Source organism: Pseudomonas sp. CFBP13509 (assembly GCF_005233485.1).
Classification (GTDB): Bacteria; Pseudomonadota; Gammaproteobacteria; order Pseudomonadales; family Pseudomonadaceae; genus Aquipseudomonas; species Aquipseudomonas marginalis.
Genome location: NZ_QGAA01000004.1, coordinates 134602 through 148965 on the forward strand (window position 1 = coordinate 134602; position 14364 = coordinate 148965).

The 14364-nt window shown below is 54.0% G+C and carries 8 protein-coding genes; 2 read left to right on the forward strand and 6 right to left on the reverse strand.

Features of this window, described 5'->3' with window-relative positions:
* Window positions 1–242 precede the first annotated feature (242 nt).
* The 3 genes from PspCFBP13509_RS08500 to mobH all read right to left on the reverse strand — a co-directional run bounded on the left by PspCFBP13509_RS08500 (window position 243) and on the right by mobH (window position 9999).
* Window positions 243–1637: a hypothetical protein gene (locus tag PspCFBP13509_RS08500; RefSeq protein WP_137211824.1), complete on the reverse strand. Its 1395-nt coding sequence runs from the start codon at window positions 1635–1637 to the stop codon at window positions 243–245.
* A 107-nt stretch (window positions 1638–1744) separates the two neighbouring features.
* Window positions 1745–7687: an AAA family ATPase gene (locus tag PspCFBP13509_RS08505; RefSeq protein ID WP_137211825.1), complete on the reverse strand. Its 5943-nt coding sequence runs from the start codon at window positions 7685–7687 to the stop codon at window positions 1745–1747.
* 584 nt (window positions 7688–8271) lie between these two features.
* Window positions 8272–9999 (reverse strand): MobH family relaxase, encoded by a 1728-nt coding sequence (gene mobH / locus PspCFBP13509_RS08510; protein WP_137211826.1) that lies wholly within the window; start codon window positions 9997–9999, stop codon window positions 8272–8274.
* Window positions 10000–10222: 223 nt separating this feature from the next.
* Here mobH and PspCFBP13509_RS08515 point away from each other — a divergent pair, with 223 nt between their 5' ends.
* Window positions 10223–10417: a DUF7740 domain-containing protein gene (locus PspCFBP13509_RS08515; protein ID WP_137211827.1), complete on the forward strand. Its 195-nt coding sequence runs from the start codon at window positions 10223–10225 to the stop codon at window positions 10415–10417.
* 139 nt (window positions 10418–10556) lie between these two features.
* Here the strand turns inward: PspCFBP13509_RS08515 and PspCFBP13509_RS08520 are convergent, their stop codons facing one another.
* Together PspCFBP13509_RS08520 and PspCFBP13509_RS08525 are read right to left on the reverse strand one after the other, a co-directional pair.
* Entirely contained in the window at window positions 10557–11519 is a 963-nt protein-coding gene (locus PspCFBP13509_RS08520) for an ArdC family protein (protein WP_137211829.1), read from the reverse strand.
* Window positions 11520–11650: 131 nt separating this feature from the next.
* Window positions 11651–11980 carry a hypothetical protein gene (locus PspCFBP13509_RS08525; protein ID WP_137211830.1) on the reverse strand — a complete coding sequence of 110 codons (330 nt, stop codon included), beginning with the start codon at window positions 11978–11980 and terminating at the stop codon, window positions 11651–11653.
* Between the two features lie 447 nt (window positions 11981–12427).
* Here PspCFBP13509_RS08525 and PspCFBP13509_RS08530 point away from each other — a divergent pair, with 447 nt between their 5' ends.
* The gene (locus tag PspCFBP13509_RS08530; protein ID WP_137211832.1) at window positions 12428–12826 is read left to right on the forward strand and encodes a DUF3742 family protein; all 399 of its coding nucleotides are present in this window, start codon (window positions 12428–12430) and stop codon (window positions 12824–12826) included.
* Here the strand turns inward: PspCFBP13509_RS08530 and PspCFBP13509_RS08535 are convergent.
* Window positions 12815–14356 carry a conjugal transfer protein TraG N-terminal domain-containing protein gene (locus PspCFBP13509_RS08535; RefSeq protein WP_137211833.1) on the reverse strand — a complete coding sequence of 514 codons (1542 nt, stop codon included), beginning with the start codon at window positions 14354–14356 and terminating at the stop codon, window positions 12815–12817. The genes PspCFBP13509_RS08530 and PspCFBP13509_RS08535 overlap by 12 nt on opposite strands.
* Window positions 14357–14364: the final 8 nt, after the last annotated feature.

Here is a 14364-nt window from a genome sequence, read left to right on the forward strand (position 1 = left end):
CGTCACTTACGACTGTCACCGCTTGTTTGGATGCTTCTGACGAGCGCAAGCTGGCCAGCTTGGCTGGGCAACACCCTAGAGGCTTGCGGCGATGGCCAGCGCTGGAGCTGGCGTCTTTCGGCGATGAGTGATTTGCTGCTTCGTTTTGGCTGCTTGCCATTGGTGTGCTGCAGGCCACGGTCACGGTGCAAACCAGTTGTCGGGAGTTATCTTTAATGGTCGGTTGATTTACGATGGAGCTGTCATTCAGTTTTACGGTTTATACCGCTCGCAATCCACTCCCTGAACCATGGAGTGTCAATGCCATAATGTTCCAGAAAGCGAAGGCAGTTTTTGAGGGTTGATGTTGAGGCGTAATTATCTTGGATGTACCTTCTACATAAGCCCGCGAGTAGAGGAGCCTGGGCGTCGGCTAAGAATATAGCAATATAAAATGGTTCGGCGTCTGAACTCTCCGGGGTTGACGCCATTATGTTTGCAGCATGTTTCTCCATTGTTCGTTCAAAGTCTGGAAGGCTGATGTGTTTATTGATATAGGCTTCGGTAATGGAGGAGGGGGTAATTAAGTCCATTGTCCCCTTGTGAAAATCTTCAGTGTCTATTTTTTTGTAATCACCATTATTTATGAAAGTCCTAATAATGTCGGGCGGGGGTGAGAGAATTGAGAGTGACTCAATCCATTCGCTTTGCCAGTGTTCTAGTCCGTAATGCTTCGCAATTATGCGTGCAGTAAAAATTCTAATGATCTCCCCAAGATTCAGAAGATCCGAGTGAAGCATGAAAAAAGGCGGTAGAGGCCAAATAAAGCGATCTATAAAAACTTGGCGTCCATGAGCAATTGAGTTTCTGGCTTGAACTAGTTTCTGTACTAAATTTTTTGTTCGGCTATCAAGAAGATTCAGCTTTTCAAGCATATAGTTGATTTTTGATGCGATGGAGAATAGATCGCCATTAGCCAGGATGCTTGTTATTAATTTTGTTTTTTCTGATATTTTTTGCTTGGCGGAAGGGCCGCTATGTTTAAAGGTGTTTGTTACCAAATCATCTAGAAATGAAGAGATTTTTTCGTCAACTTCCAATTTTTGAGTTGGGCTGTATTCTGTGCTTAATAGTTCAAGAACATGAAAGAAAGATAGTAGGGATTCGTCTTCAAGAAGTCCTTGGCCTTCGCTTTCTATTAGCTGGCTTTGTGCCTTTCTCCAGCGATCAAGCAATGAAAAAAGTAGTGCGTTTTGGTGAGGTGTATTATTGTTTATGTTGTTGCATAGCGTTTTTATATCTTTTGAGTAATCGGAGCCATTGAAAATGCATCGTGCCACAAGATTCTCTTGAGGTGGCGCTTGTGTAGTGATATTAGAGCTGGATTCTGTGACTTGATATACTGTGAAGTCTCTTCCGGAGAAAAAACTAAGTATTCCGAGTGTTACAAGTAAAGTTGGTCGGCTATATCTCGCTGCTTCAGAGGCAGAGTCATGGGCTTTTACTTCCCCTTGTATTTGTATTACAAGAGAGTTTTGTGTTCTTGGTTTGGCGGTTTTTTCTGTTTTAATTGTGGCACTTAGGAAAGAAAATTGTATGTCGTCACTTTTCTCAAGTTTAATTTTAGATGTTTGGATAAAATTATTTAGACTTTTCAAGGTTGAGTACTCATGAGTGGCTACGGTGTGAGTAGCTAAAGCTATATAGCCCTCTAATATGCAAGACGCCCCATCATTGTTCTGACGGGGCTATTCCAGTCATGAGGTTATCGCTCGACTCGGCTCAGGTAGCTTTCGGCGGATTTATCACCGTCTACTGAGCGACGAACGTGTACCCAGATATCAAGAGGGCCAGCAACATCTTCTAGAATTTTACGACCATTCGGTGTAACGACGAGCGCGACTCCTTCGCCCCAGAATTGATCTCTATCAACATCCAACTGGGCGCCATCACGCCACCAGATTAGTTTGGCAACGCATTCGCCGGTCTGATCGATATAGTGCATCCAATTGTCTGGATCATATTGCCACTCCAGATGCTGCAGCCACTCAGGGCACAGCACCAAGAAATGCTCTGGATAACTAGTTATGTGGCTGATCGACACCCTCCGGACAATAGTCGGAGATGGCTCCTCAGGCGCCCACACTCCTTCAATCCACAGGGCGCCGGGAAGTGAGTAGCCCGTACTCGCCCTGCGTTCCTTGTCGGAAAAGAACGGCGCTCTTGCCCTTGTCATTTCAAGGTTGCGTCTGACAAGACGGCAGTAAAAATGGGATATCTCGGCAATGACGGAGTCGCCGTTATCCATCAGTGGCGAAAGATCGAGTTCAGTCTCATCCAGCCACTGCATCTGCCCCGAATGCCATCCTGCGTCTGGGTGTGCGGCAGGACGTGGCATGAAATCTGGTCGTACCGTCGGACCAATGAGCGGTGGTGCGTCGGCTTGATAGTTCATTCCATAGAGCAATTGAGGGACATCAGATGCCCCAACTAGTCCTGCCAGGCGAAGCTCTCCTGCTACATGACGAAGCGCTCTGAGCGCTGCGAGTGCATGTGGTTTGCTAAAAGTGATCTTCAAATCGAGTTGGGACAGCTCTGATTGCGAACGCGCTGTCTCGGATTGACCGAATGCGTCCAACCCACCCCATAATTCAATCAGGGAGTAGCAGCGATGGCGTATGGTCTCAGTTGATATGCCGGTTCGGGCTAGGTCGGCAACTTGAGAGGTGAGTGCGGCGGTCCATCCAAGGGGGTCATTCACACGCATAGCGCCGGACGATGGATCGGTCAAAAACGAGGGCCCGAGCTCATCCGTGCTAGCAGGCATCTGCAAACGATAGAAAAATGGTAGCTCTTGTAGTGTCATAGTCCAGGCGCGTCCCCAACGATCCAGAAGACAACCTGCAAAGACAGCTACTACGTAGTCCGGATCGCTTACCAGCGGCGAAATCCGCTCGACCCAATCCGTCGCAGCTGTATGTGTGTCACGCAGAAGTAGCTGAAGCGCCTCCGCGGGCTCATCCGCGTGGCCGTCCAATAGGGCATCTACCAGCAAATAAAATGCTGTCCTGCCTTGAGTTGCCGTAGATAGCTGCAGAGCACCAGAACGGGCAAGTCTTGTCAGCTCGATGGCAGAAAGAGAAAAAGCCCATTGAAAAAGTGCAGCAATCAGAGCCTCATCAGATTCAGGGGCCTGCGCCGGCAGCTCGAGTCTAGCGAGCGAATGCTCTCTGGTTGTTGCAAGTTGTTCGGCAAGTTGCTCCCATATCGCGGTCCAATCTGGCGTCGCGCAGATGGTTGAAAGTACATCCTTTGTGTCAAACAGAATGGGTGACGTGCTGCCCGGTGCAGCAATGAGCTCATCCAGCAAGTCCAAGTAGGCTTCTTCATGCACCTTTGGCCCATCCAGCACAATGCGTGCTTGAAAGTACTTTAGCTTAGCTGCGCCTCTCCAATAGCTCCAGCCAGGGCGTCCATCGTCGTGGCCCTGGCTATCATTCACCAGACGCCTGGCCAGTGTCTTATCATCTTTGGCAAGTGCTCGTTCGATCAGTGAGAAGCGAGCATGGCTGTCCCGTTGGATGGGGGGCCAGCGTTCAAAAATGGAAACTGCTTCTTCCAGTGTTGCGGTATCCAAGAGGCGTGAGAATGCGCGGGCGGAATCGTAGCTCGGAGCTTCATCACGGCTAAGCTCCTCATCAAGAAGCCTCAATGAGCCAATGTCATCGTACTTTCCTGGCGTGCCCCTATCAGGGTGTGTAGGTGTTTCAGCCTGCCAGCGACGCAGTGCATCATTGGCACGCCCGTTGTTGACCCCCCTTTGCGTTAGCGCCGCGACGAGGCGCTGAAGCAACTTGACTCGTGCTGCGCTCGTGCTGTGAATCTCGATGCCATCCAGCAGGGTTTCAGCAACAGTGGAAAGGTCTGTCTCTGAAGCAATGGCAACGACTTGGCTAACGAACTCGCCGGTTTGATCCTCCCGGTAGTACGGTTCGCTGTAGAAAGGAAGGGCAAGTGATCTCCACGTGACCGCGCATGACGCGGCTAATTCTGGATTTCGTCGGACTACTCCGATCATCAGCGCATTGATGGCGCGATCCCAGCTCAAAAGTCCCTCTGAGGTGAGCACTTTGGCGGCGCGGTACCCGAATGCAGGATCGCACAACACCGCCTCTGTCAGCACTCTGGATGCCAGTCGGTGGGCTGCATCACGGCCCTCTGTTAGGTTCATGCCGGCAAGCTGTTCTAGCATAAAGACAACGCGTTGCGCGCGACCATCAGGATTCTGTTGATTGGCGCATTCTAAAAGATCCCCCCACAAAGAGTATTGTGGATCTTTTTTGGCCGGCAGGGCGTAGCCAAGTGTGTTGGTATGCAGCTGTTTCAACAATTCGCGGGCGCGTTCGGTATTGCCCATCTCAGCGAAAAGTTTTGCCAGGCTTGCCATCAGATCGATGTGTTCTTCAGGAGTGTTTCCGTGGATCTCACCCAAAAGGTCTTCCAGTCGATCGAAGGCTACTTGCATATCGCCATTGCTGTGAAAAATCTCTTCAATCGCCGCTCTGCGTGAAGGAATGTTCAGCCTGGTGGTCCCCTTTCTTTTGGCAAATGACGAGTCAAACAGTTGCACTACAGCTTTGAATTCTTGCTCGCCACACATTGAGGCGATCCGTATCATCATCCGGCTCAAGATCGGATCAATGTTACTCAGTTGATGGGTCGCATAGAGTTCACTAGAACTCGCCGCGCGAGCATTGTCGAGGAAGCCAAGCAGGGCTTGAGTCGCCTGAACGACTTCGCCTAACACGACGTCATGACCTGCACGTGCTCGACCCAGCAGCATGCCAATCGTGTTGGCATGGTGCTGCAATGGTTTCAGTACAGTACTCTTCGACTTAGCGGTATTGGCAATGGGTAGCCTGAGTGCTGCCGCGAGTGCCGCGTGCTGTATGACTGCATGGGTGATGTTTTCCGCATTATGCTCACCGATTGCGTCATCCATTAATGAGATGGATGGCGTTTCCAGGCGCTCAAAAATCGTGGCGGCTATTGTTTCGTTACCGAGGCGTAGTGCGAGGGTCGCCAATTGCCTGCGTATACCACTGGCAATGCCTGGGAAGCTTGGATGGGTATGCGCCACATCGACAAATGTGTGTGCTCTATCAAGTTCTCGACGATCGTATGCGCGTAGACCGGCTTCTATCAACAGGTAGGGCAGTTCAGAGTCACTGACACCAAGCTGCCTTGCCGTGAGCGATGGGTCGCTATCAGGATCAGCGAGCATGGCCGAACGTGCAATGTTGCAGCGAAGCGCGGTGATGTCCTCAATGTCCAACCCGTGTCCGCCCTCGGTGGCGGTCAACTTCGCCAAACACGTCTCTATCTGTTCCGCGTCCCGAAAGTGGAAGACCCGCTGTGCCCACTCTTCCAATTCTGAGTGAATAGGGGACGACTGTGAGTCCTTGGAGAAGGGGTCAATTTCATTGAATAGCGCCTTTGCACTATCGATTTCGTCCGCTACAAGAAGCGCATCAATAGCCTTGTAGTGGTCGCCGATTTTCCCCTCTGCCATCGTTCGGACCGCATCAATATCGCCTAGCGCCAGCAACGCATCGACAATCGCAGGAGCGTACTCAATTGCTGAGGAGCGGCGTTCCATTTCATCTCGTGCGAGCAGCAGACGAAAGACCGCAGATGCATCTGGTTTGTACTTGGCGCAAATCAATGCCAGGCGAATGTCACCTTGGATCTCAGTCGTTGGGCGTGAATCTGCCAGTTGATGCCTGAATCGGGGCGGCTGTGCCAGCCTGAGCACGTCCTGGTGTCGCTCGGCGCGTGCCAGGTACCTCAATTCGAGCCAGCGCTGCGGGTTATCGGATTCTGCAAAGCGAGTGAGCTCCGCCAGCTTCCGATAGATGGATGGTGCATAGTCTGGGTCGAGTTTCCCAAAGCGAAGTTTGGGCTGTTCCAGTACAAACAGGCGGAAGCTGTTGTGGAACACACTCCAGCCGTGAGTGGTCCGGCTAAGCAGATGGCTCGTCGATCTCAATGCCGTTTCTACAGCGTGTTCTGACGTGGCCATTGCCAGCAATTCGGGTGAGATTGGACCTTCAGCGCGTGCAATAAAATCGATGACCTTTCTCGCGTCTGCATCATCGGAAATTTCGCGCCATGCCGCCTTGTAGACGCGCTCGATGTCGCCTTCAAAACTGAAGGCCCCGTTCAACAGTGCTATCTGACGAGATTCGTCTGCTTGACGCAGAGCTTCTATCAAGTACCGTGCTACTAGAGGGTGTCCCTGGCAAAGCTCGTAGATGCTAGGTCGAGGCACAGCTTCGTCCAAACCTAGCTTCAGTGCCATCTCGCTAACGGCTTCTGGTGAAAGCGGTGCGATCTGAATATTACGATCCGCCTGAGAAGCTTGTTCCCGAACCTGATGCTTCAGGCTAGTCAGTTCCAGTCGCTGGGTTCCGAGCAGGATCAATACGCCCGCTGGCAGCGCCTCTGGGAGTGGCAGCTCTGCTAGCAGTGAGCGAGCAGGGTGCTCTTCTCGGGGGATGTGATCCAATCCATCGACGATGATTAGTGTGCGGATGTATTCATCACGATAACGATCTCCAGCTTGGCGTAGCAGTTGCTCAAGCTCTAGCTGCCGCTCTTGAAGGGTGTTGTTGCGGGCCAAGCGTCCCGTCAAGCCACTTTGCCTGAGTTGAGTGTTGAGATCATCGAGGAAGTCATCGGCTTCGGCGCGGCCAATGCCTTGGCCTTCGCCAGGCATGTAGGCAAGGTATCGCACCAGCTGCAGCGTCGGCCCGCCACTGAGCGCCGATTGGAGTAGGGTGGACTTACCAGCTCCTGGAGGGCCGACAAGGGCCAGGTATCCGTGGTCCAGGCGGTCAATGCTTTCCAGAAGTTGTTGTTCGGTTTTGCGATTTCGCTGAACGTGCTCGCCAATAGGGAATTGGTGGGGGCGGTGCACAATGAAGCGATCCTTCCAGCCAAGTTCTGCAAGCAGTTCGGCGCGACTCCAACGATCCTTATTGCGTCGATCAGCGACCAAGTCGGGGAGCTTTGAGGCAATTTGTTGGACTAACTTTAACGACTCTGACGACAGGCGATGGCGCAAGCTGAAGTCAGCGGCTGATCCCGTTAGAAAATGGATTGCATGTAGGAACGTCTCGAAATCTGCTTCAGGGAGTTTGGACGCCGCCGCAAGCTTGTCAATGAAGGGCTGCCAGCGGGTGGCTTGCCATTCGGATAGGGTGCGGCTGTGGTAAAGCTCGAACTCTCGCAAGAAAGCAGCGCTGTGGTCGTCCTTGTCGCTTAGCAGGTGATCATTGGTGGTGGGTATGTCGTTGGTAACGAAGCGAACTTCTGTCAAGGCCTCACCATGAGATTGGCGCAGACTTGTCCATGCGGTCACCAGCTTCAGCAACATGCCTTCTGCGCCAAGCAGCAGGGCTTCAATCTGAAAAGCTTTGGGGAACGTGGAGGTTTTGAATTGGTGACCGACTGCCTTTCCCGGAAGACCTAGTACGAGATCGTCAGCAATACCTGCGCTACGGTCAGCTAGGCCAACCCAATTCAACTGGTCTTTATCTAACGCGGCATAGATGGCTGCTGCGCCGGATTGATACTGTTGAACGAATCCGCGTTGCGCGTTGCGTTCGCCCTCTCCTGAGGTCATGGTGTTGGATGACTCTGTCATTATGCCTCTCAACTATCCGTACTGTCCGTGAATGACGGACGTTGTTCAATCCATGACGTAAAGCAATTCGGTGGTCTGGAGTGCGCGGGCGCACTGCGGGGACAGTGTGACGACCCACGAGTGATCATATCAACTCAGCTTCAAATGAAAACGCGTTACCTTGACAACCCACTGGATCGTTGCCAATCGGGGGGTAGTAGTTGTTTCAATAAGAGGGTCTGCGCGTTATCGCGGAGTTTGTTGCGTCGATTTGTGACGTGTTTACAGGTAGTGGCGGGACTTCATCCGAGCTGCTGGGAATCTTGCGAAACAACAGTCTTCACGTAGCAAGCTGGTTTCAACCGCTCAGATGTTTTCCAACTTGAGGTCGCACGCTATGCAGGCGCTGCTGCCCCAATCGTCCCAGACGAATACAGTCCGAGTGGAGCGGAAAGGTTAGGCAGGGCGGGGTTTTCGGTGCTCACTGCATCCAATCCACCATTGAACACTATGAGCCGCTGAGGGGCTGCAAGAGAGCGGTTCAGTCGCGGGTGCCCCCCAGCGTCGATTCTGCGTGTTGAGCTCTTTTGGGATGCTACGGAAGTTTATGCTTTTTCCACTTTAAGGAAAGGATTGTCGGCAGGTACAGTCTCGAACAACAGTGCCGGGTTTTCTAGTAGATAACCTTTGAGTTTTGCTTTCTTCCGAGGACCTTCGACCCGACAGATCCATATGTTCAAGCCATCGTCTCGCTTCCTGTGGACCTTCAGTTTCTCGAACTGCTTCTGCACCCAACGCCATTCTTCTATCTCTTGATCGGCCCCCTGAGAGATACCAGGAAATTCCTGCGCGTAGCGTTGGAAGAGGCCAGGTGTGACCAGTAATACGCTGCCACTCACCGTGTGGATTTTCGCTTTGCTGTCATTCATGATCAGCTTGTGGCTCTGGATGCCTTCCCTGACCCAGTTCATGAAAGCCTGAGCAGGGTTGTCCGATAGGGGGGTTGAGACTTCGAGAGCAGTTGCTGGCGGTGCATCACGGATCTCGGGCTCCTCTAACTCGAACATATCCAGCAGCCTCCCGAGGTAATCGGCATTCTCCATCATGGCCAATGTATCTGGTTGAGATTCGCTTTGACGTGTTCCGGTACTGACTTCCTTGGGTGCCGGTGCTGATGCAGGAGCGTCAGTCGGGTGGTCATCGACTGCCACGCTCACCGTTCCGCTGAAAGCCTCAGGCCGATCTTCGTTCCCCCAGATCAACGCCGGTTGCAGGCGCAGAAAGGTAAAGCTCTGCCGCCAGTATCCCTGTGCCACTAGCGCAGTCCAGATGGCTTTGCCTTCCGGTGTGGACTCGACCAATCCATGCGATTGCAGTTCGTCGAACACCGCAGTGTTGGATGAGGGAATGCCGTCAATCGATTGTGACAGCAGAAAGGCTCGCAGCTTGTCCGTGACCGTCTTGCTGACCAGCCAGAGGGCGTCTTGAGTCAACCAACCCGCGGCACCCGGCTGGTTAAGTTTCAGTTCGTGTTGAACCAGATGACGCAGTCCGCTGATCAAGTGATGTTGCAGAGAGTGAATAGGGGCCTGCAGCGCCTTATTCGGGTTGCCCCCGATGTTCTGCGCGGTGGAAACACGGTCGGCTTGAATGACCAATTCGCCCAGCACACCTGCGCGCTCGTACTGACCCGCCAGGACATACAGCAAGCTGGCCCACAGCGAAGGAAATCCACTGAGCCAGTCGAGGATCGGGCGGTCGAGAATCTGGATATAGAGCAAACCTGCGGCGGCGCCATGCAGATGGTAGTCGCGACCTTTGATATAGCGAAAACGGTAGGGTTGATCCAGGGGGCCGTGCCAAGGATGCCAAAGACGGCCATCCTGGCGTTCGACCAGCAGGTCCACGGCGATCTTGCCGATGTCATGCAGCAGGGCGCCATAGGCGATGCCAGCCGACCAGGCATCGGTCTGGGCGGCTTGGTCTTCGGGCGCGGCGCCGGTGGGCAGCAGATACGACTGACGCAGTTTCAAACTGCAAGCGACCAGCTCAAGGCCATGGTCGAGCATGCCGCCGAGATACGCATGGTGGTGTGTCTCACTGGCCGGGAGTTGCTGGACCTGTTCGGCGTAGCGATGGATCGGATTTAAGTAGAACTGGGTGAATTGGGCGTGGGAGAGGGCGGTGTATTGCCAGATGCGATCAAGCAGCTGGCGGCGATGCTCCGCGGCTAACAAGCTCTGGGCCGACTCGATGGGCAGGTAACCTTCGGCGACGCTCATGGTCGGTGGCGGAGTGGGCTTCTGCCTTTTGTAACGAAACAGATTGAGCATCGTGACCTCCGGGAAGTGGCTGGGTCAGTAGCCTTTTAGCCTTTTCGGATAGCGCTCTTACCCTTGACTCCCCATTCCTTTCCAACCCTTACCCGTCCTTTTGGCTCGTGCCCCTTTGTGCGGCAATCGGATTATCGATACTGCTACACGTCAGTTTGTTGGGGGGCTGGTATGGAAAAGACAAGAGTCGGTACACTGCGGTGCCTATTTTTTGGGTCTTGCCATGAACCTCACTGACGCCACGCTCGTGCTGCTGCTCGCGGCACGTATCCATGGGACCGACGAAGCCGTCAGGGCCTCGGCGAGGAGCGTGGTCAAGAAGTTGCCGCGCAGTAAACGCGATCTGATCTACAAGGTGATCGACAGCCGGAGTCCGCTCGAGCTGGTGGATTTTCTGGCGCAGAACCTGGATACATAACGGCATGCTGCGGGTGTGCGCCCCTCTCTTGTTCTTTGCGTGAGGGCCCGCCGTATGATTCCGTCTGTTTTCTGGAAACAAAAAAAAGGGCTCAACTCGCGTTGGGCCCTGTGAAGCGTTTGCAGCGGTGAGGTAACGATCAAGCTCCATCGTTCATGCACAGTGAGTCATCCAAGACCGCTTGCTTCAGTTGCTGCTCCAGGTTGAGTACATACTCCGAGGCGCTTCGGGCCTGGCCACTGGCGCGGAAGATCGCGCGTTTGTCAGCCTTGAGCAGGCTGAGCCAGGAGTCGATGTAACCCTCGTGCCGCAGCTCTCCCTGTATACCGGTGTAGGCACATAAGAACGCAGCGCCCATTTCGGCGATCAACTCCTCAAACGCGTAGCTTGGCGAGCCGAACGAACAGGGTGACGTCACGCCTTCGCGCTGCAACCGAGAGTGATGCCCGGTCCAGTGTGTCAGCTCGTGAAGTGCGGTGGCGTAGTACCCACCTTCATCGTGAAATTGCGCTTTTGTCGGCAGTTGGATGAGATCCCTGATCGGGTGGTAAAAGGCTTCGTCGGCAGATCGATGAACGATGTGTGCGCCTGAACTTAACAGCAGATTTTCCGCAGCACTGTTGGCCAGGAAGGGATCGGTCGGGTCCGTATCGAGCAAGGTTTCGTTGAACGTTTCTAGCCCCTCCGTTTGCTCGATGTTGAACAGAAAATGCGTCCTGAGAATGCCAAAGTGAGCGACCTTGGGTTGACCGTTCTCATCGAGGACCGGTTGGCCTGACTCGGTCTGTTCCTCGCGCTCCATCGGCTTGTAGAGCACCGCTAGGGCACTGTGCTCACCCTTACGGATGTGCCCGCCGGCCTTTTTGGCTTGATTGAAGGTCAGCCAGCGATCTTGAGTGAACCCCTGCAACCTAGCCTCGGCCCAGAGCAACGGTAAATTGATGCCCGAATAGGGACGCTGCGTGACGGCGTTGATGGGATAGGGTTGGTGATGACCGACGTCAGTTGAGCCACTTGAGGACCAGGGCTTGATCCAGGGCGCTACGCCTTGGTCTAACGCGGCAACAATTTTGTCAGTCACGTCTTGATAGATATTACGCATGGCATTTTCCTCGGAGAAAACGGAGGAACGCCTTTCCCGTCGGGGAGGGTTCCCCGGTGGGTGTTGATTGGATTGGTGCAGGACTGCGTATAGCCTGAGTTGGATCAGTGGCCGTGTATGGCCGTTTGCGTTCAGCGTTCCTGCTCTTCAGCAAGCGCTATTAGTAAGGCGTTAGGCTGGTCTGATGCCTGAAGTAGGCTGAGGCTCAGTCGCAGCAATGGTTCATGTTCGGCATCACTCACTGAGCCGAACTTGGCTATCTCGAACACCACGTAGGGTGCGTTTGGATCGGCTAGGTGAGCTTTGAAGGCTGCGCGTACCACATTGCTCAGCTGATCGAGCTGCAGCTTTTGAGAATGATTTGAACCGTCGAGCAGTACTGCGCGTTGCCACGCGTCTGGAGTAAACACAACGGGCAAGCGCAGGCTATCCAGTGTTTTGGATGTGAGTGAGTCGGACATGGTGTACCTCCGTTGAGAGCGAAGAAACCTGTCCCATAGGGGAAAGAATTTCCCCGCGGTGGGTTGAAGAAAAACAAGAGGGTTTGGGACGAGCTGAGCTCGAAAGGCGCTCGGAAGAGCAGTAGGCGTTCATCATCGTAAACGATGATCGTGCGAGCCACCGAACGCTAATCGCACTTGGGGGAACCATCACCGGAGTGACGTAGCTTTAAAGGCTCTGGCTACCTGGGAAGTTGCTGTCGATAACAGCGATCCGTATTCTCTATGTAGCTGGATGATTGGGATGGGTCAACGGCCTTAGAGGCGCTGTTGTACGAGGTGCGTCTTCTGTCTTCCAGTGAAGAGTTTTCGACCGAACAAGCTGATAAACGGTTAAGCATGGGCGGTTTTCAGTAGTAGGCTGTAATCTCGATTTCCACAGGAATACGCTCAGAAGAGGGCGCAATCATGCCGGCTCAGCAGCCAGTTCAAATCTCTCGCACACACCGCTGGGCATATGCATGCGGTATGTTCGCAAAACGTGGTTATCGCAAGTTGAAAGGGTTTGAATCCCGCGTAGCTAAACGTGCGGTGACGGCAGGTATACCTGCGGGTGGGCTATTGGTTCGTGGGGGCTTTCTGGTTACGAAGCTGGCACTTATCCTTGGGTTGCTCTTTATCGGTTTCTGGTTGGTAGCTTCTGTTGTAACGATGATTGCTGTGATTGGTCTCCTGTTGTCCAAGGCAGCCATCGATGGGGATCTTAAAGAACCGGAAACAGGGCCAGACTATCTCGGTGCCGACCTCTATATCGGTGACTTCGACGACAACGGGCACTATATCGGCGACAGCAAGTCATCTAACTGAGCGCTTAGCAGCCCCCATTATTTGATCCGTACCTTTGCTTGCTGAATCACTTGCGGCTTTGCTGCCATTGGCCAACATGCCTTGAATCCCGTTTCCTACTGCATATCCCGTCCAGCTCATGGCTCCAAGGAACAGCATCGGCAGTACGATGAACATCGCCCCCATCACATACTCAATCACCTGCGCCGTGACGGTTCCGTCCATAAAACCGGATGTGGGTAGGGACAACAGCACCTGATTGGATGCTGACACCTGGTTGTACAAGGTATCGAGCATGCTGGAGTCGACCCAACGGGCCAGCTCCCACCAGAAGGTCAGCATGTGCAGCGTGAACAGCGCGAACGTCACCGTCATGACGGTCTTTAGCTGGTAGGTACTGACCAGCAGGATCAGCGGCAAGCTGATGATGACGCCCATGATCAGGAAAGCCTGCACCATGGGCAGGGCGGCGCGTAGCGCATTCATCGCCGGGAAGTTGCTAAAGGAGCCGAGGGCCAGCCCAGTGTTGGTCGCCAGGTTATTGAGCCCCTGATTGATCGACCCACCGCGAGCACTGGAGCCATAGTCCTGGTACACCTGTCCGGGCGACATGGACATCGATTGCTGGCGCGGGCTGACCAGCTCGCGCAGGGTGGCATCTTCGATCTCGTTGCTCGAACGCCCAGTCAACCAACCTTTGAGCTGAGTCAGCAGCGAAGGATCGACCTGCTCAATCAAGCGCTCGCGTAGCCCGACACCACTGTCGCTCCACCACTGCTTGCAGGTGGGGTAGCCCGCGCCATTCTCCAGCCGCGGCAAGGAAACATCGCGGCTTTCGTCATACGGCCAGTTGACTCGCGGTGTACGTGAGCGATCGGTGTCGTAGTAGCCGGGCGTGTCGAGAAAATAGCTTGAGCCGATCCAGGATGCGTCGTGACTTTGTGCTTTTTCTAACTGCGGGCGGTTGGTGAACAGCCGAGAACGGGAATAGCCGTAGCAGTCGCGTGTGAAATCGGCGACCTCCTGCAGCAGTACCTGGCTGTCGATGCGCGAGCTGTCGATCTCCATGCGCATCTGTCGGATATCCGGTGCGCAGGGGATGGAGGCGGTGGCCGCCGCGGTTACCCCTTTGCTCAAGGCGTGCACCAGAAACCACCAGATCGGTACGTTGGCGGAGCGTTCGCCGATGGTGTTGAAGGTGGTCCCCCAGGCCGTTTCCGCTGGCTTGGCCACACTGACACCGCAGCGCTGGCTCGCCGCATCATCGAACGCCATTGAGGCGAGGCTCAACGGAAAGACCGGGGCGCAGCCAAATAACACGATGATGTAGGCCAGCCACAACCGGTTTTCGATCCGCGGTACCGACAATAGTCCCTTATTGCCTTCATCCGCGCCTTGCTGACGGGCCGACAACCACTCTTGCAAGATGATCGCGCCGAAGGGTGCGGCGAACAGTCCGGTGTCGGACAGTACACTCCAGATACCGTTGTTGATGATCCAGGCCAGTAGGGAAAGGTAAAACTCTAGGTAGCTGTTAGTGCTCATGAGCATGATGGTGG